Below are 18,717 nucleotides of genomic sequence, written 5' to 3'. Positions count from 1 at the left end.
TCAGTTCCCTCCCGTCGTAGACTGGCCGGTCGTTTGGTTGCCCGGCTGGCGCATGAGTTCATTGAGCGGCAGGTACGGTACGACACCCTGCTGATCGCCCATGATCACCTTGTTCGAATTGCGCAGGACGTTCTCCATGGTCTCCAGGTAGATACGCTGGCGCGTCACATCAGGCGCCTTCACATATTCGTCGTAGATCGAAATGAAGCGCTGCGCCTCACCCTCTGCTTCCTTGACGACCTGATCCTTGTAGGCGGCTGCCTCTTCGCGGATCTGTGCTGCCTGGCCTCGGGCCTGACCGAGACGCTGGTTGGCGTACTGGTTGGCTTCTTCGACGAAACGATCTTCATCCTGCTGGGCACGCTGCACTTCTTCGAAGGCTTCGGCCACTTCACGCGGCGGTGCCGCATCTTCGATCGGAACCGCGTTGATCGCGATGCCGGCGCCATAGGTGTCCATGGTACCCTGGATGATGTCGCGAACCTGCGTCGAGATCTCTTCGCGGTTGTCGCGGAAGACGTCCTGGGCAGGACGACGACCGACCACCTCACGCATAGCGCTTTCGGACACCTGCTGCAGTGTCTGCGTCGGATCTTCGAGGTTGAACAGATAGGACTGCGGATCCGACACGGTGTAGAGCACCGAGAACTGGACGCTTACGATGTTCTGATCGCCGCTGAGCATCAGGCCGGCGCCGGGATTGTTCGATGTCGGGCGGCTGCCGACGTTCTGCTGCTGTTCGGTGACCTTGACGATCTCGACCGCTTCGATCGGCCAGAGATGGAAATGCAGGCCCGGCATTGCAATTTCTTCCTTCGGCTTACCGAAGCGAAGTTCCACGCCGCGCTCGTCCGGCTGAACCGTATAGACGGCCTGCATCGCCCAGAAGGCGACCAGCACGATACCGACGATCACAAATGCACCGCCGTTGAACCCGCCGGGCACGATGTTTTTCAGTCGATCCTGACCTCGACGGATCAGATCCTCCAGATCCGGGGGCTGGTTGCCGCCACCGCCGCCGCCGCCGTTTCCACGCGACCGGTTTGGCCCCTGCCCCCAGGGGCCCTGATTGTTACCGCCGCCACCGCCGCCGCCCCAAGGACCGCCGCCGCCGCCGTTTTGATTGCTCCAGGGCATCAATACCTCTTTGCTGTAAAAGCTCCCAAGTCCCCCGCCCGCTGATCGATCGACCGACATGCATGAGGTTCCAGAGGGTTATAGGTATCGAAGCCCCCGCTTTCAACGCGAGGGGCCCAACTTCTTCTTCGGAAAGGGCAAATTTTGCGTTATCGGGCATCCCTGCGACGGTATATCGCGTAGCGCGTGGGGTAATTGTCCTTCTCGCCGGGCGGAACGTCGATTTCCTCGACACATTCGAACGTCGCAGGATCGATCGTCGGGAATGAGGTATCTCCGTCGACGACCGTCTCGACATGGGTCACATGCAGGAGATCGGAAAACCCCAGTGCCTGGCGGTAAATCTCGCCACCACCAACGACACACACCTCGTCCACACCGAGTTCGGCCGCAATTGCCCTGCCCCGTTCAAGGGCTTCGTCCAGGCTCGTCACGGTTTCAACGCCGGGCATGTCGAAGGCCTGACTGCGGCTGACGATGAGATGCGGCCGCCCCGGCAGGGGTTTCGATCCGACCGATTCGAAGGTTTTGCGGCCCATCACCAGCGGCTTGCCCATACTGAGGGCCTTGAAGCGCTTCAGGTCGGTCGACAGCTTCCACGGCATGTCGCCGTCGCGGCCGATGATGCCGTTCTGTGACACGGCAACGATGATGACGGTCTTGATGTCAGCCATGTCCAACCTGTTTCACCACACCGTCAGACGGCGATAGGCGCCTTGATGCTTGCATCGGCCTCGTAGCCGATCAAGTTGAAGTCGTCATACGCGAAGGAAAACAGGTCCTTGACGTCGGGATTGAGCTTCATGACCGGCAGCGCCTTCGGCGTGCGCGTCAGCTGCAGCTTCGCCTGATCGAAATGATTGGCGTAGAGATGGGCATCGCCCAGCGTATGAACGAAATCACCCGGTTCGAGACCGGTCACCTGCGCAATCATCAGCGTCAGCAGCGCGTAGGAAGCGATGTTGAAGGGAACGCCGAGGAAGATGTCGGCCGAGCGCTGGTAGAGCTGGCAGGAAAGGCGGCCGTCGGCCACATAGAACTGGAAAAGGCAATGGCATGGCGGCAACGCCATCTCGTCGACCAGCGCCGGGTTCCAGGCCGTGACGATATGGCGGCGCGAGTTCGGGTTTGTCTTGATGCTCTCGACGAGCTTCACCATCTGGTCGATATGCCCGCCGTCATAGTTAGGCCAGGAGCGCCACTGGGCACCATAGACTGGACCGAGGTCGCCATTTTCGTCGGCCCACTCGTCCCAGATGCTGACGCCGTTTTCCTTCAGGTAGCCGATATTCGTATCGCCCTTCAGGAACCAGAGCAGCTCGTGAATGATCGACTTCAAATGCAAGCGCTTCGTCGTGATGACCGGAAAACCGTCCGCCAGATCAAAGCGCATCTGGTAACCGAACACGGAGCGGGTGCCGGTTCCCGTGCGGTCACCGCGATCGCTGCCGGTCTCCAAAACGTGGCGCAGAAGGTCGTGATACTGGTGCATGGGTCCATTCATCGAGTCGTTGACGATGTCACCTTATCGCTGCCGGAGCCCCGAACCAATGCGGTTTCACGGGTTTTCCCCGTCGGCGCGGCATAATCCGCGTTCCGGTCCGTTCGCCCTCTTTTCATCGGGATCGGAAACACCTATATCACCTTTGCCGGGGCTTGCTCCGGCTATGGCAATAAACGGTCGGTGTAATAAACCTATTGGACCCGGGGGCGGTACCCGGCGCCTCCACCAAAAACCGGTCGGATCTGATATGTTTTCAGACCGGCTTTTGATGGGGGCGAAATAGGATCGACAAGGGCGTAAAGATCGAACTTTTGCTCGGCATGATACCGCCGTTATCGGGTCACAAGTGTAGTTGCAAACGACAACAACGCTAAGGGTTACGCTCTCGCTGCCTAATGGCGGTGCGGGAAACCCGCTCTAAGTCCTTAGGGTTAGCCCCTTAAGGCGGGGTCCGAAGGCACCTGGCAACAGAAGCCTTCACCTACCTCCTACGCACAAATAACCCTCAGTCTTTCCCCATGACTTTGCTTCGGATTTCGCTGCTACCAGCAGGCAGAGATTTGATGTACATTGCGCGAACCAGTTTCACGCGCCGGGGCTTTTCCGCGCCGCCGCGTCGTGGCATAAGCCGCTGAAAATCGGCATGATAACGAAAGCAGGGATCTGATGGGGCACGACCATATTCGCTACGACATTCTGGCCCAGGACGCACTCCGTGGCGTCATCCGCAAGGTCTTGGCCGAGGTTGCCGCGACGGGGCGCCTGCCGGGTGACCATCACTTCTTCATCACCTTCCTGACCGGCGCGCCGGGCGTACGGATCTCCCAGCATCTCAAGGCGAAATATGCCGAGCAGATGACGATCGTTGTCCAGCACCAGTTCTGGGACCTGAAGGTAACCGACAGCCTCTTCGAGATCGGCCTCTCTTTCTCCGACACACCGGAAAAGCTCGTGGTGCCCTTCAACGCCATCCGTGGATTCTACGACCCCTCCGTGAACTTCGAACTCGAATTCGACGTGCCGCTGGCGGACGAGGAGGAAGGCGAGGCCGAGATCACCGCCTACCCGCTGGAAGCCGTCGCCAAGACGGAAGAGACGGAAGCCGGAAAGACGGAAGAAAAGAAGGAAGGCTCCGTCGTTTCGCTCGACGCTTTCCGCAAGAAGCAGTGAAGACATGACGAACGGCCGGGCCCCTGCCCGGCCTTTTCCGTGGAGTTGAGACCATGGCCGACATCGTCAATCTCCGTCAGTTCCGCAAGGCGAAAGCCCGCGACGAGCGGGAGAGCGTGGCCGAACAGAACCGCATCAGCCATGGCAGAACCAAAGCGGAAAAATCGCTGACCAAGGCACGCAACGACAAGGCAGCCCGGCAGCACGAACAGGGGCGGATCGAGAAGCCCGAGCAGGATTGATCCGAAAAGATGCCTGGGCGCATCGGGACGGCCATACCTCGAACATCCAGACGGTGACCGCCATGATCCGCAAACGCTCGATCACCCTGCACGGACACCGCACCAGTTTTTCGGTCGAAGATCCCTTCCTCGACGAGTTGAAGACCATCGCCAGGAAACGCGGTTTGAGCTTTGCTGCCCTGATCGCCGAAATCGACGAAAGCCGGCCGCTCGACTCGAACCTCTCCTCTGCCCTTCGTCTGTTCGTCTTGCGCGAGTTAAAGCAGACGGCTCAGGAGGCGGAGGGGAAGGTCTTGGAAAGACCGGCAGAGGCGAACTTCCAACGCAATCCGGTCAGTTGACCCCAGGCAGTCCCTCGAACCGCATCTCCGGCAAGGGCTGACGGATCACGCGCTCTTCCGGTGCGACCGGCAAAACTGGTGCAACGGGCACCGTGTCCGTCGTCAGGGGCTCCACCGGTGTGGCCGCCGGCGCCTCAGGTTGAGCATCCAAGGTATCGGCCTCTTGTGCCGCCTGGGCTTCCGCTTCCGCCTTGAGCCGCGCTTCCTCTTCCAGCCGCAGGCGTTCCGCTTCTGCCCGCGCCCGCTCTTCGGCACGCGACCGCGCAAGTGCCGCCTCACGCCTCAGCCTCTGTTTTTCGAGAACGCTTGCCTGCAGCGCCTCAACCCTCCGCCGCTCGGCCTCGAAGGCGCGCAGAGAGACAAAATTGGTAAGTTCCGTAACGTCAAGTGACTGACTGAGCGAGAGCGCGTCACCCTGGAAGAGAAGCCGGAAATTCGGCTCTCCCCCCTCCATGGCGGCCTCTCCGGCGTTCAGGGCGACACCGATTTCCCCGTCGAGCAGGCCGGATCGCAGATCGAGCCTGAGCGCACCGTCGAGCTTGGCCGCATCCGCCTGGTGGCTCGCCGCCTGAATGCGCAGCGTACCGTCTGACAAGGCAAAGGGCAGGACCAATCCCCTCAGTTCCGTTCGGCCATCCTCGATCAGACGATCGGTGATATTCCGAACCTTGTCCTCACTGATCTCCGTTCCCAAAGCATCCACCTCGGCAATCAGTGCCGGCATGATGTCGAGCTGCAGCCGGTCGAGCGTGAGGCTGTTGAACCGCGCCTCGCCAGAGCCACTGGCCGTACCGATCAACTCAGCCGGCGTCTTGCCGGCGCCTTCGGCAACCAGCGTCACATCCATGCGCCCGGCGGGCGTTTCGGCCTCCGTCATTCCGCGTCCGATGCGAAGTGAATTGACCGTTCTCAGCACATCGCCCCCCTCGAGATCGAGGCGGGCTTGCAGGAAGCCGTTTCCGTCGGTGTTGGCCACCGAGAACCGACCCTTGGCCTTGCCGCCTAGCCAGTCACCAGCAATGTCATCGAAGCTTAGTTCACCGGCCTTGTTGCGCAGCGTTCCGGACACATCCGTCATGGCCTCTGCCGCACCTGGCCAGAATTGCTTGACGGTCAGGCCGAGATCGAGATCGAAGGGCAAGCTGACGACGCCAAGAGCCGCCTCCGACAAGGCGCCATCAACCGGATCCGTGAGCGGGCCGACCATGTTCGCCGCAAGCCAGTCGAGATCGAGTTGATCGAGGCTCACGGTGCCGGCAATCGAGGGAACGGATCCCGTCAGGTTCACCTGTCCCTCAGCCTCGACCGTTTGTCCACCGATCGTGCCCGTCATGCGTTCGATCGCAAGCTGATCATCGCCAAGCGAGAATTGCGTCTCTGCCTTGAGCGGCAGACCGGTTGCCGCGTCGGGAAGGCTGAGACCAAGCGCCATCAGATAGGGGCCGATGTCCTGGCTATCGAGCGACACATCCCACTTGCCATCCAGCATGCCAGGCGTGTCCATAGCCGTCAGCTGCGCCGTTGCCTCGAGCGTAGTGACAGGCCCGGCAAAACTGACGACGGCATCGGCATTGCCTTCACCTGCGGCATTCACCGTCAAGGTCAAGACACCACCTTCACCGGTGGTCCAAGGCAGCGGATCAAAACCTGCCTGCCCGAGCAGGACCTGTGCCTCTTCGTTCTCCAGCCGGATTTCTACACTGCGTTGCCCGCCGCCCAAAAGCGCAGAGATCTCGTCAGCCTCGGCTGTCACGGCAAGCGCTGTCTGGTTGACGCGGCCAGTCAGGCCGAGCGTCACGGCACCCGCCTCCGTCACCTGCAACCTGCCCTTGACGTCAGTGTCGGCATACCATTGCGCGCTCTGGGCCAAGCGATCGACGAGAGCGTTGGCCGGCAGGCGTTCCCGCAGCAGTGCAAGGAACGGGCCTGGGTCGTCAGAGACGAAACCGATCTCCGCTTCACCTACTGGAGTAGTCTCTGTCTCTCTCAGCGCACCGCTCACCCGGATCGCGCTGCCCGCAACGCTACCCAGATTGAACCGCTCGATCGAAAGCTGCCCCGCCTCGTAGGTGGCGATCGCTTCGACATCTTCCGCGCTGACACCGAACGCGCGCAGGGTGCCGAGCTTCAGACGGGTCGCGACCCGTTCGGCGAGCAGCCGCTGTTCGGCATCCTCGCCAACGACCAGGGCGACGATCGCCCGAGCCGCATCGAGATCAAGACCGTCTCCCGTCAGATCGATGGAGAGGCTCGCCGCTTGACCGATGGGCGATTCTCGCTCGATCCTTCCCTTCAGAGGCTCCGCGCCGATCGCAAGCTCCAGGTTTTCGAACCGTTGCAGTTCGGGCGTCAGATTGACCGAGGCCGAAAATCCGGCCGAGGAAAGGCCTCGGATCGACGGATCGACGCGCCCCGCAATCCAAGTGGCGAGGCCTGACGGCTGGGTCGATGCGATCAGGAGATTACCTTCGAAAGATGGCGTGCCGATGAGCGTCAGCCGGCCGCTCGCCTCGACCTGAGTGCGGCCCGGCAAAAGGCCGACGGCCTTTTCCACGGCCCAGCCGTTGCCTGCGGGGCGGACGTCGAGCTGCAGGTCGCGAAACACGGTATCGCCCGCGACAATCGCCGGCAGGCGCAGCGTGGCACGGCCAGGAACCTTGGGGATCGGGATCTCTGCAGCGCTGGCGAGCAAGAGCGCCAGGCGCTGCTGGACCGACACGCTGCCATTGCGCGAGGTCTTGGCCCGGCTACCATCGGCCGCCAGCCTGTTGACGTCGACCTGCTGGCCCTCGGCCGTCAGCAGGAACTCCGGATTGGCACCGGTGTCGAGCTTGGCTTCGCCCGAGATCACATAAGGGTCGACGACCTCGCCGAGTTCAAGGCGGTAGCTCGGAACCGTGATGCTGTCATTGGCAAGCTTGAACTCGCCCCGCATCCGCGGTGCAGGCACAGGTGTCTGCCCCGGCTCCAGGGCCTCGGCCGGTGTCGCGACTTTCCAGGTGGACGAGAAGCTTCCGGCATACTGCGGCTTGCCCTCTTCCAGCGCCAGTTCGCCTTCGAGCATCAGGTCGAAGGGACGCGCTTCAGGTTCGATCCGCAGGCGAAGCGGCAGGGCAACGCCTGAGACTTCCGAGGTCGTCAGGCCGAACTGCGCCGCTTCTCCGTCCAATACGGCCCTGCCCTCGACCGACCAGGGGCCCGCAAGCGTTCGCGCCGAAAGAGCAGCGTCCAACTCGGTGAGCATGCGATTTCGCCCCGACTGCTCATCGATGAACTCGACACTACCGCCGGTGACGGAGACCTTCTCTAGAACGACCGTGCGCGCCGGAATGCTGGGTCTGCTGCCGCGCAACCAGTCAAGCGTCCCATCAGGCAAAAGCCGGATACGCGCCTTCGGCTCCTCGATGCGCATGTCGAAGATGCGCGCCTCGCCAGACAGGAACGGCGCGAGTTCCGCATCGAGCGAGAAGCGGGCGATCCTGACGAGCGGCGTACCGTCCACGTCGGTCCCGACAGTGACATCCTCCATGGTGACGGACGGGAACGGTAAGAGCCGTGCCGAAACCTCACCATTGACCACGACCTTCTTGCCGAGCAACTGGCTCGCCTGATCCTCGAAGTCACGGCGGAAATTGGTCCAGTCGACGAACAGCGGCGCAAGCAGCGCTGCAAAAAGCGCAACCACGAGCAGGCCGCCAAGCGTTACCAATATGCGTCCGAGCACCGAATGCCACTCCCTTGATTACGGCCCGAAGGTAACGCAATTCACCGCAGGGGCAACCCGCAAGCTCTTGCAGTCACAGCCGAAAGATCTTGCCGGGATTGAAGATATTGTCAGGATCGAGCCCAGCCTTGACGGCGCGCATCGCCGGCAGTGCGGAGGCCAGTTCCTGCTCCAGATAGCTGATCTTGCCCTGTCCGACCCCATGTTCGCCGGTGCAGGTGCCTTCCATGGCAAGCGCCCGCCCGTTCAGCCGCTCCAGAAAGGCTTCGGCCTTCTCGACATCAGCGGCGTCCTTGTCGTTGAACAACAGCAGGACGTGGAAATTGCCATCTCCGGCATGACCGACAATCGGGGCCAGAAAGCCATGTTCGCGAATATCAGCCTGCGTCGCGGCCACGCATTCCGCGAGACGCGAAATCGGCACGCAAACATCCGTCGACAGGGCCGAAAGTTCCGGCGCCAGTGCCCGGCTTGCCCAATAGGCATTGTGGCGCGCCTTCCAAAGCTGATTTCGCTCTTCCGCATTGGCGGTATAGGCAAATTCTCCACCGCCGAACTCGGCCGCGATCTCGCCGAACTGTTCGGCCTGGAGCGCCACCGTCTCTTCCGTGCCATGGAACTCGACGAACAAGGTCGGACGCTCGGCATAGGAAAGCTTCGAATAAGCGTTGCAGGCGCGGATCTGCATCTCGTCCAAGAGTTCGATGCGCGCCACGGGAATGCCCATCTGGATCGTCATGATCACGGCATTGCAGGCGTCTTCGAGCGTCGGGAAAGCCACGACACCGCCGCTGATCTTCGCCGGAATGCCTTGGAGCCTGAGCGTAACCGAGGTGATCACCCCGAGCGTGCCTTCCGAACCGACGAACAGCCGCGTCAGATCATAGCCGGCCGACGACTTGCGGGCCCGCTGCGCGGTGCGCATCTCCTCACCATCGGCCGTCACCACCGTCAGCGCCAGCACATTGTCCTTCATCGTGCCATAACGCACCGCATTGGTACCGGATGCACGCGTTGCAGCCATGCCGCCGAGCGACGCATTCGCGCCCGGATCGATGGGGAAGAAGAGACCGGTGTCGCGCAGATAGGTGTTGAGATCCTCGCGCGTCACGCCGGGCTCGACCGTGCAGTCCAAATCTTCGGCATTGACCGCGAGGATCCGGTTCATGCGGCTGAAATCGATCGATATGCCGCCGCAAGGTGCGTTCACCTGCCCCTCCAGAGAGGAGCCCGTGCCGAAGGGCACGACCGGCACGCGATGCGTGGCGCAGATCCGCACGACCTCTCGAACATCCTCGCTGCTTTCGGCGAAGACGACCCCATCCGGTCGTTGTGACGGCAGATAGGTGGTGGTGTGGCTGTGCTGGTCGCAAAACGACTGACCTGTCTGGAAGCGCTCCCCGAAACGCTGCTTGAGGAGCGGCAAGGCCAGAGCGATGCCTTCTTCATTGCGTTTGCCGTCGATCACATCCTTGCGGGCCATCCGCGACCTCCCGAATAATAGCCTTGGGACGCACCGGGAAATTGGTGCGTCCCTGCTATGGGATAGGGCTCGGAGATTGTCCAGTCGTCAGACAGCCGCACAGGCAAGCTATTCCTGTTACTCGGCCGCAACCCTCGGCGGCGCGCCGCGATCATTGGCGATCTTCAGCGTGGCATCCTCGAGTTCCGTCTTCAGACGCGCCTCTTCCTGGGCATGCGGCTTGGAGAAGCGGGCAAGCAGGAGATAGGCGACCGGCGTGATGTAGAGCGTCACGAGGGTCGCAAAGCCGAGACCGCCGACGATCACCCAACCGAGCGCGATGCGCGCCTCCGCACCGGCGCCCTGCGCCAGCACCAGCGGCACGCCACCGAGCACGGTTGCGATCATCGTCATCATCACGGGACGAAGACGGATGGTGCAGGCCGTTTCGATCGCCTCGCGAACGGATAGCCCCCTGTCACGCAACTGGTTGGCAAATTCGACGATCAGGATGCCGTTTTTCGCCATGACGCCAACGAGTAGCACAAGGCCGATCTGACTATAGACGTTCAGCGTCGAGCCAGTGACAACAAGCGCAAAGACGGCACAGGCAAGCCCGAGCGGCACCGTCGCCATGATGATCAGCGAAGACACAACGCTTTCGAACTGCGCGGCGAGCACCAGGAAAATGATCGCGATCGCGAAGCCGAAGGTCAGCGCCATGCCATAGCTGTTCTCCTCCAGAGTCGCCGCCTCGGATAGCGGGATCAGGCGCGAGCCTGGCGGCAGCAATGGCTGCGCAATCTGTGTCACCATCTCGACAGCATCTCCGAGCGCAACGCCGTCGCCAAGGCCTGCCGAGAAGGACACCGAGGCGAGCTGCTGATCTCTGTTCAGCGTCGGCGAGACGGCATTTTCCTGGAGCGAGGCAATCGTCGACATCGGAACGACGCGACCGTCGGATGTAGTGAGGAAGATGTTTTCCAGATCCGTCGGGTCGTTGATCGGCTGTGTGCTCGACACAAGGCGAACCGGGATCGAATTACCATCGACAAAGACATCGGTGACCGAACGTCCCTCGAGCAGCGCCTGCAACGACGTGCCGATGGCGCCGATATCTATGCCGAGATCGGAGGCCCGTTCGCGGTCGATCGTCACCGAGATCTGTGCCTGGGTCGGCTCATTGTCGAGACGCGGTGTCTGGAACTCCGGACGGTCACGCAACTGTTCGACGATCTGCAGTGCCGATGCCGTCAGCGTTTCATGGTTCGAACCGACGACCGCCATCTGCAGGCCGCTGCCGGCACCACGGATTCTGAGGCTGTTGGTCTGGAACACATTGCCACGCAGCGCCGGCACCAGAGCGGCGGCGGCGTTGACGTCCTGAACGATCTGGTTCTGACTGCGTTCACGCTCCGACCAGGGTGCCAGCGTCATCACCATGAAGGCGCTGTTGGATGAGCCCTGACCGGAGATCGAGAATATGCTGACAATCTCCCCGCTGTCACGGAGCGGCTTCAGGTTCTCCTCCACCCGCTGCACCTGATCACGCGTATAGGCAAGGCTCGACCCCTGCGGGGTGGAAAGCCGCATCAGCACAACCGAGCGGTCTTCGCGGGGCGTGATCTCGCTCTGGATTGACGTAAACGCGAGATAGGCGGCGCCGGAGAACACCGCAGCAACGACGCAGACGATCAACGGATTTGAAAGGCAGGCCCGAAGCGTTCGGCCATAGAAGCCGGCAAAGCGCTTGCCGAACGCACCGAGCAATCCCCGGTCGTCATCGGCTTCCCGTTTGAGCATGCGCGATGCCATCATCGGACACAAGGTAAGCGCCGTGACCGACGAGAGCAGAACCGCAAAGGCCAGCACGAAGCCGAATTCGCGGAAGAGACCACCGAGCTGGCCCGGCAGGAAGGACAAAGGCACGAAGACTGCGGCGAGTGTGGCCGTGGTCGCAAGGACCGCAAAGAAAACTTCCTGTGTTCCGAGCACTGCAGCCGCGCGCGGCCCCATGCCCTCAGCCCGGCGGCGGACGATGTTTTCGAGAACGACGATCGCGTCGTCCACGACGAGGCCGGTCGCGAGAACGATTGCGAGCAGTGTGAGAATGTTGATCGAGAAGCCGACCATATAGATCGCAGCCAGCGTGCCGATCAGAGCGACGGGCATGGTGAGCGCCGGGATCAACGTCGCGCGCCAGTCGCGCAGGAACAGAAAGAGGACCACAAGCACGATTACGGCGGAGAGCCCGAGCGCGATCTCAACCTCGTGCAGAGCGCCCTGAATGAAGACCGCATCGTCGCTGGTGACGATAACCCGCGTACCCTCCGGCAGGGCGCTCGCCATGCCCTCGACGGCACCATGGACGCCGGCGGAGATGTTCAGCGTGTTGGACTGCGCCTGACGGATAATGCCGAGACCGACACCCTGCACACCATTGGAACGCAGCGAGGTCGAGCCATCGTCGGGCCCGAGCGTCACGGTCGCCACGTCGCGCAACCGCACGCGCTCACCGATCAACACATTCTCGAAATCGTCGACCGTGGCGAGGCTGGCGGTCGCCCGCACAACGATGTCCTGCGTCTGTGATTCGAGCGAACCGGCGGGAACGTCGAGCGAGGAATTCTGCAAGGCGGATGCAAGGCTGGCCACACTCAAGCCACGGCTGGCGAGTGCCGCCTGGTTGACGTCAATGCGGAAAACCTTTTCCTGATCACCATAGATCTGGACGTCGGCGACGCCCTCGACGGCTGCCAGCCGGTCCGAGATTTCGTTGTCCACCAGCAGCGTCAGGTCTTCCATCGAAAGCGTGGTGGAGGTCACGGCAAGCCGCATGATCGGCTGCGAATCCGCGTCCGCCTTGACGATGCGCGGTTCGTCCGTGTCGTCGGGCAACTGGTTGCGCACCCGACCGAGCGCATCGCGCACGTCGTTTGCGGCGACAGCCAAGTCGACATTGTCGCTGAACTCCAGCGTCGTTCGGCTCTCGCCGAACTGGGAGCGCGACGACATGGATTTGAGGCCGCTGACCCGGGCGACTGCGCCCTCGATGATGCGCGTCACCTCCTGGTCCATGGTCTGCGCGGATGCACCATCATAGTCCGTGCTGACCGTGATGACAGGCTGGTCGACGTCAGGCAATTCGCGGATTTCGATGCCGGCAAGGGCAGCCAGACCTGCAACGACAAGCAGTGTATTCAGCACCGCCGCCAGAACCGGGCGGCGCACGAAAAGGGCGGTAAAGCTGCGCCCGGACTGTTCGGAACCGTTCTCACTCGCGCTCATCGAACAGCAACCTCCTCGGCATCGGCGCGGGTTTCGCCGGCAATTTCGACGGTCCCACCCTCACGCACACGCTGGAGCCCTTCGACGGCGACCACGTCGCCTTCCTTGAGCGGTGCTTCGACGAGGATTTGGTCAGAATTGCGCTGCACGATCGTCACGCGCGTCTTCACGGACTTGTTGTCGACAATTTGCCAGACGAAGGAGCCCTCACCGTCCCATTGCACCGCGAGCGGGTTGACGGCCGCATAGCTGTCACCGGGAAACCGCATCGCCACGGCAAACGACATCCCGGCGCGCAGCACATCATCGGGATTGTCGATCTTGGCGCGAATGCGGATCGTGCGGCTCGCCTGATCCACGCGGCTGTCGACCGCTTCGACCGTGCCTTGGAAAACTTGGCCTGGACGCGAGACGGACTTGGCTTCGACCGGCATGCCCGGCCGCACGGCCGCGACGAAACGTTCGGGAGCCCAGAAATCGACGAGCAGCTGGCTGCGATTGTCGAGAGAGACGATGGCTGTCGTATTCGTGACATTGTCGCCGACACTGACGCCAACGATACCTATCACACCATCGATCGGCGCCACGATGTCGCGGCGCTTCAGGTTGAGTTCGGCGGTGGTTAATTGCAGCTGCGCCTGTTCCTCTGCAATTTGCGCGTCAAGGACATCGAGCCGCGAGAAGCTCTGGAGATTGCGGTAGGATTCGGCCTTTTCCTTCGCACTGCGAAGCGCAACGGCCGCCTGATCGCGCAGGATGACCTGCTCCTCACGATCGAGCCGGGCGATGAGGTCACCCTTGCTGACCTTCTGGCCGGAAGACACGAGGATCTCGTCGAGGGTTCCGGACGCCTGCGGCATGACAGTCACCGCCTCGATCGCCTCCCCGTCGCCGATGGCGCTCAGGCGGTCGTTGACGACACCCATGGCGACTGGCTGTGTAGCCACGAGAATGGCCTGATTGCCGCCACCACGCCGGTTTCCTTGGCCCTGCCCCTGTCCACCGGACTGCGCCTGCTGCCCGCCCTGCCCCTGGCCCCGCTGACCCTGCCCTTCACCTTCTGCCGTGCCCGACACCAGCGCCACGGCCGAAGCGGGCACCCCCATGGAAACGAGAGCCTGCCCCGCTCCGGGTGAAAAATAGACGAGGGAACAGAGACCGACGAAAAGAACGGCGAAACTGATGGCGAGTTGCTTCCAAACCGGCATGCAAGGCTCCAAAATGTAAAACGGAATGTCAGCGGTTAAGTATCGGGCGCAAACAGTCAGTGGCAATGCCAGAACGTCAAGCTTACTGATTTGTAATCTCGCGTCTTTTCACGCCGCCGTGATCCCGCAACCACTGCATGCCGGGCGAAACCGTTCGGCCAGAAGCTTAGCACATCCCACAGCCTAAAGCCTGCCGAAATCCGTGCGCAACACGGCGCAAGGAATAAAACCAGAACGCCGTCACTGGCCTTTCCGACCCGAATCACTACATTGAGCCGCATGAGTAACGGTTTCGACGACATTCCCTTCTTCGACGAAGAACCCGCACCGCGCAAGCCTGCCGCGTCCCCTGCCCCCACTTCTGGCGCTCCTGCTGCCGGTGGCCTTGGCATTGCGGCCCGCGCTATGGCTGCCCGTGATCAGGCTCGTGCGCCCGATTATCTCTCCGGCCTGAACCCGGAACAGCGTGAAGCCGTCGAAACCGTCGATGGTCCGGTACTCGTGCTCGCAGGCGCCGGCACCGGCAAGACCCGCGTGCTCACCACCCGCATTGCCCATATCTTGGCAACCGGCAAGGCCTTCCCGAGCCAGATCCTGGCGGTGACCTTCACCAACAAGGCTGCCCGCGAGATGAAGGAGCGTATCGGCCATCTTGTCGGCGGCGCCGTCGAAGGCATGCCCTGGCTCGGCACCTTCCACTCGATCGGCGTCAAGCTCTTGCGCCGCCACGCTGAACTGGTTGACCTACGCTCCGACTTCACCATCCTGGATACCGATGATGTCGTGCGTCTGATCAAGCAGATCATCCAGGCTGAAGGTTTGGACGACAAGCGCTGGCCGGCCAAGCAATTTGCCCAGATGATCGACGGCTGGAAGAACAAGGGTCTCGACCCAAGCCAGATTCCCGAGGGCGACGCCCGCGCCTTCGCCAACGGCAAGGGCCGCGAGCTCTATATCGCCTATCAGAACCGTCTGAAGACCCTGAATGCCTGCGATTTCGGCGACCTGCTCCTGCATCCGATCCGCATGTTCAAGGCGAACCCTGATGTCCTGAAGGAATACCACCAGCGCTTCAAATACGTGCTGGTCGACGAGTATCAGGACACCAACACCGCCCAGTATATGTGGCTCAGGTTGCTCGCCCAGCGGCCGCCGGGCGTGCCGCAGAACGTCTGCTGCGTCGGTGATGACGACCAGTCGATCTATGGCTGGCGCGGCGCCGAAGTCGACAACATCCTCCGCTTCGAGAAGGATTTCCCCGGCGCCAAGGTCATCAAGCTCGAGCGAAACTACCGTTCGACCGAGCATATCCTCGGTGCCGCCGGTTTTCTGATCGCGCACAATGAGGGCCGCCTCGGCAAGACCCTCTTTACTGACCGCGTCGATCCCAACGACGACAAGGTCGTCGTCCATGCCGCCTGGGATTCTGAAGAGGAAGCCCGCGCCGTCGGTGAAGAGATCGAACAGCTGCAGCGCAACCAGCATCCGCTGAACAACATGGCGATCCTGGTCCGCGCCTCCTTCCAGATGCGCGAATTCGAAGATCGCTTCGTCACGCTGGGTCTCAACTACCGCGTCATCGGCGGCCCGCGCTTTTACGAGCGCCTCGAAATCCGCGACGCGATGGCTTATTTTCGGCTTGTCTGCCAGCCGGCCGACGACCTCGCCTTCGAGCGCATCGTCAACACGCCGAAGCGCGGCCTTGGCGACACGACGATCCGCAATCTGCACGACTATGCCCGCGCCCGCGACATCCCGATGCTCGCGGCAGCAGCAGACATCATCGAAACCGACGAGCTGAAGCCCAAGGCCCGCAAGGCGCTCTTCGACGTCGTCACCGATTTCCGCCGCTGGCAGACCCTGCTCGAAAACACGCCGCATACCGAACTTGCCGAGCAGATCCTCGACGAGAGCGGCTATACGGCCATGTGGCAGAACGACAAGTCGGCGGAAGCGCCGGGACGTCTGGAAAACCTGAAGGAACTCATCCGCTCGATGGAAGCCTTCGAGAGCCTGCGCGGCTTCCTCGAACATGTTTCGCTGGTCATGGATGCCGAGACCAACGAGAACCTCGACGCCGTGTCGATCATGACGCTGCATTCGGCCAAGGGCCTGGAATTCGAGACCGTCTTCTTGCCCGGCTGGGAAGAAGGCTTGTTTCCCCATCAGCGCGCGCTGGACGAAGGCGGACGCTCAGGCCTCGAGGAAGAGCGCCGGCTCGCTTATGTCGGCATCACTCGCGCCAAGCGCCGTTGCCACATCTGGTTTGTCTCGAACCGCCGCATTCACGGCCTCTGGCAATCCACCCTGCCCTCGCGCTTCCTCGAAGAGCTGCCGCCCGCCCATGTCGAGGTCGCCGAAGCCGAGACCTCCTATGGCGGCTATGGCCGCAACCCCTATGGCCAGTCCCGCTTCGACAAGCAGGAGCCCTTCCAGAACAGCTATTCGACGCCAGGCTGGAAGCGCGCCCAAGCCAACAAGACCGACGCCACACGCGACAACTGGGGCAACCGCTCCGGCCATGCGGTCGAGCGCATCGGCTACGGCGAAAGCGGACCACGCGCGAAGACGATCGATGGCGAACTCGTCGCCAAGTCCACGACATCGGAACCGTCACGCTTTTCCGTGGGCGACCGCGTTTTTCATATCAAGTTCGGCAACGGCAATATCTCGGCCATCGAAGGCAACAAGCTGACCATCGATTTCGACCGCGCCGGCCAGAAGCGCGTGCTCGACGGTTTCGTCGAGAAGGCCTGAGACGACAGGCACTATTGACGCTTTCGTGCGGATTGCGCAGAAGGCAGGCTGTTCGACCCTGTCATTGGAGACAGCTTTGCAAGTCCTTCCGGAAAGCCGCCTGAACCTCGCCGTCTACCTGATCAACATGGACGGCGCGGAAGATCGCATGGAGGTGATGAACCGCGAGACGGCTGCCGCCGGCATCGTCGCGGAGCGTGTCCCGGCGGTGATCGGGCGCAACCTCAACTTCCCGATTCCGGAATTCTCCGAACTCTCCTACAAGCTGCTGCATGGCCGTCGCCTGAAACACGGCGAGGTCGGCTGCTATCTGAGCCATGTCGATTGCGCACGCCGCTTTCTCGCCTCCGACGCGGATCTTTGCCTCATCCTCGAAGACGACGTGACATTCGAGCCGGACTTTCTCGAAACGATCGATGCTGCAGCGAAGAATGCCGACGCCTGGGACATTTTGCGCCTCACCACAGTCAGCAGCGGCCGGAAATTCCCCTATCGCAAGCTGACGGACCGTCGCTCGCTGGCAATTGCCCTCACCCGTGAGAAGGGCTCGGGCGCCTACATGATCAACCGCAAGGCCGCCCGCTGGATTGCGGAGAAACTGGTGCCGATGCGCCTTGCCTATGACATCGCCTTCGATCTCGAATATCTATCAGGTCTGAAGGGCGCCTTCGTCAGCCCATTGGTGGCGAGCCAGGATTCCGATTTCGAATCGCAGATCCAGGGCAACATCAACGCCCACAAGCTGCCGCGCTGGCGTTATCTCACGGTTCTGCCCTACCGGGCCTATCTGGAGCTGAGCCGGGTTCTGGCGCGCGGCGGACTGCTGCTCTGGCAGAAGCTGGTCAACCGGAACGGCTGACGCTGCAAATGCTCACTTGCTGGCGGTAACTTCTTCCGCGGCGAAGGCCAATTGCCAATGACGGCGGCAGAGAGAGGTGTAGGTCTCGTTTCCACCGATCAGCACCTGCGCACCGTCCCGCTGTGCCTTGCCGTCTTCGCCGACACGAACGACCATGGTCGCCTTGCGGCCGCAATGGCAGATGGAACGGGCCTCGGTGAGTTCGTCGGCAATCGCGAGCAGCGCCTTGGAGCCGGGGAAAAGTTCACCGCGGAAATCCGTTCTGAGACCATAGGCCATGACCGGGAGGTCGAGCACATCGACGACCCGCGCAAGCTGCCAGACCTGATCCGTCGTCATGAACTGTGCCTCGTCGATGAAGACGCAGGAGAGCGGTGAAGTCTCGTGATCGGCCTTGATTGCGGCGAAGAGATCTTCTTCCTGACCAAAGGCATCGGCCTCGGCCTTTAAACCGATCCGCGACCCGATGAAGCCCTTGCCCGCGCGATTGTCCAGCGCGCTGATCAGCATTGCCACCCGCATACCGCGTTCGCGGTAGTTGTACGCAGCCTGCAAAAGAAGCGTCGATTTGCCAGCATTCATGGTGGCATAGATGAAATGAAGTTTGGCCAAGGCTGCGCTGCTCGAACTGGAGTGATGCTGGCGCCGTCATACCGGAGAGGTGAGATGGCGGACAAGCACCGGCCAGCGTTGCCAACAGGAAGTATCGCGCCTGACCTCGGGCACTCAGCCCTGCGCGGCTTCCTCGCGATGCAGCCACATCAGTTCGACCTGCACTGCCGCCTGGAAGTCCATGATTTCGGCCCGCATCTCGTCTTCCGGGCAACCGAGTTCGAGAAGTTCGTTGCCGAGCCGGCGGCATGTCGTCTTCCAGAATTCCGTCGCGGCATAGCCATTCAGGCGGTCGAGTTCGATCGCGGAACGGCGCACCAGATCCCGGCGGCTCGCGAGCGGAAAGAAGGCGATTGTCGTCGGGTTGGACTGGCCGTTCATGGCTTGGCTACTCATGCGAAACATCCTCACGT

General features: G+C 61.9%; 14 protein-coding genes and 1 other RNA gene. 6 read left to right on the top strand and 9 right to left on the bottom strand.

Annotated features, from left to right (window positions below):
- From hflK to BSY240_RS01265, 3 genes are all read right to left on the bottom strand, one after another.
- Nucleotides 1–1,137, bottom strand: coding sequence for an FtsH protease activity modulator HflK (gene hflK / locus BSY240_RS01275; RefSeq protein WP_069041153.1), 1,137 nt, complete (start codon nucleotides 1,135–1,137; stop codon nucleotides 1–3).
- Nucleotides 1,138–1,286: 149 nt separating this feature from the next.
- Nucleotides 1,287–1,811 carry a dihydrofolate reductase gene (locus BSY240_RS01270; protein ID WP_069041152.1) on the bottom strand — a complete coding sequence of 175 codons (525 nt, stop codon included), beginning with the start codon at nucleotides 1,809–1,811 and terminating at the stop codon, nucleotides 1,287–1,289.
- Nucleotides 1,812–1,834: 23 nt separating this feature from the next.
- Nucleotides 1,835–2,629 carry a thymidylate synthase gene (locus BSY240_RS01265; protein WP_069041151.1) on the bottom strand — a complete coding sequence of 265 codons (795 nt, stop codon included), beginning with the start codon at nucleotides 2,627–2,629 and terminating at the stop codon, nucleotides 1,835–1,837.
- A 117-nt stretch (nucleotides 2,630–2,746) separates the two neighbouring features.
- On the opposite strand from BSY240_RS01265, the gene ssrA reads away from it, so the two are divergent.
- The 4 genes from ssrA to BSY240_RS01245 all read left to right on the top strand — a co-directional run bounded on the left by ssrA (nucleotide 2,747) and on the right by BSY240_RS01245 (nucleotide 4,394).
- Nucleotides 2,747–3,123: a transfer-messenger RNA gene (gene ssrA, locus BSY240_RS01260) on the top strand.
- Between the two features lie 184 nt (nucleotides 3,124–3,307).
- Nucleotides 3,308–3,811: an SspB family protein gene (locus BSY240_RS01255; RefSeq protein ID WP_069041150.1), complete on the top strand. Its 504-nt coding sequence runs from the start codon at nucleotides 3,308–3,310 to the stop codon at nucleotides 3,809–3,811.
- A 53-nt stretch (nucleotides 3,812–3,864) separates the two neighbouring features.
- Complete coding sequence (locus BSY240_RS01250; RefSeq protein ID WP_054151719.1) at nucleotides 3,865–4,053, top strand: DUF4169 family protein; 189 nt, start codon at nucleotides 3,865–3,867, stop codon at nucleotides 4,051–4,053.
- Between the two features lie 62 nt (nucleotides 4,054–4,115).
- A complete protein-coding gene (locus tag BSY240_RS01245) occupies nucleotides 4,116–4,394 on the top strand; it encodes a ribbon-helix-helix domain-containing protein (protein WP_069043773.1) in 279 nt (92 codons plus the stop codon).
- On the opposite strand, the gene BSY240_RS01240 is transcribed toward BSY240_RS01245, so the two are convergent.
- The 4 genes from BSY240_RS01240 to BSY240_RS01225 all read right to left on the bottom strand — a co-directional run bounded on the left by BSY240_RS01240 (nucleotide 4,387) and on the right by BSY240_RS01225 (nucleotide 14,076).
- Nucleotides 4,387–8,118 carry an AsmA family protein gene (locus tag BSY240_RS01240; RefSeq protein WP_069041149.1) on the bottom strand — a complete coding sequence of 1,244 codons (3,732 nt, stop codon included), beginning with the start codon at nucleotides 8,116–8,118 and terminating at the stop codon, nucleotides 4,387–4,389. The two genes, BSY240_RS01245 and BSY240_RS01240, sit on opposite strands and share 8 nt — an antisense overlap.
- A gap of 73 nt (nucleotides 8,119–8,191) precedes the next feature.
- Nucleotides 8,192–9,601, bottom strand: a complete 1,410-nt coding sequence (locus BSY240_RS01235) for an FAD-binding oxidoreductase (RefSeq protein WP_069041148.1) — start codon at nucleotides 9,599–9,601, stop codon at nucleotides 8,192–8,194.
- A gap of 117 nt (nucleotides 9,602–9,718) precedes the next feature.
- A complete protein-coding gene (locus BSY240_RS01230; RefSeq protein ID WP_069041147.1) occupies nucleotides 9,719–12,868 on the bottom strand; it encodes an efflux RND transporter permease subunit in 3,150 nt (1,049 codons plus the stop codon).
- Complete coding sequence (locus BSY240_RS01225) at nucleotides 12,865–14,076, bottom strand: efflux RND transporter periplasmic adaptor subunit (protein ID WP_069041146.1); 1,212 nt, start codon at nucleotides 14,074–14,076, stop codon at nucleotides 12,865–12,867. The genes BSY240_RS01230 and BSY240_RS01225 overlap by 4 nt, the downstream gene beginning before the upstream one ends.
- Nucleotides 14,077–14,355: 279 nt before the next feature.
- Between BSY240_RS01225 and BSY240_RS01220 the strand changes: the two genes are divergently transcribed.
- Complete coding sequence (locus tag BSY240_RS01220; RefSeq protein WP_069041145.1) at nucleotides 14,356–16,833, top strand: ATP-dependent helicase; 2,478 nt, start codon at nucleotides 14,356–14,358, stop codon at nucleotides 16,831–16,833.
- A 76-nt stretch (nucleotides 16,834–16,909) separates the two neighbouring features.
- Nucleotides 16,910–17,692, top strand: coding sequence for a glycosyltransferase family 25 protein (locus BSY240_RS01215; RefSeq protein WP_069041144.1), 783 nt, complete (start codon nucleotides 16,910–16,912; stop codon nucleotides 17,690–17,692).
- Between the two features lie 12 nt (nucleotides 17,693–17,704).
- Here the strand turns inward: BSY240_RS01215 and BSY240_RS01210 are convergent, their stop codons facing one another.
- Nucleotides 17,705–18,304 carry a thymidine kinase gene (locus BSY240_RS01210; RefSeq protein ID WP_054151712.1) on the bottom strand — a complete coding sequence of 200 codons (600 nt, stop codon included), beginning with the start codon at nucleotides 18,302–18,304 and terminating at the stop codon, nucleotides 17,705–17,707.
- A 114-nt stretch (nucleotides 18,305–18,418) separates the two neighbouring features.
- Nucleotides 18,419–18,700 carry a DUF6074 family protein gene (locus tag BSY240_RS01205; protein WP_054151711.1) on the bottom strand — a complete coding sequence of 94 codons (282 nt, stop codon included), beginning with the start codon at nucleotides 18,698–18,700 and terminating at the stop codon, nucleotides 18,419–18,421.
- Between the last annotated feature and the right edge of the window lie 17 nt (nucleotides 18,701–18,717).

The organism is Agrobacterium sp. RAC06 (genome assembly GCF_001713475.1).
Classification (GTDB): domain Bacteria; phylum Pseudomonadota; class Alphaproteobacteria; order Rhizobiales; family Rhizobiaceae; genus Allorhizobium.
Note: the sequence above shows the minus strand (reverse complement) of the source record. Positions and strands in the feature narration are given on the sequence as shown.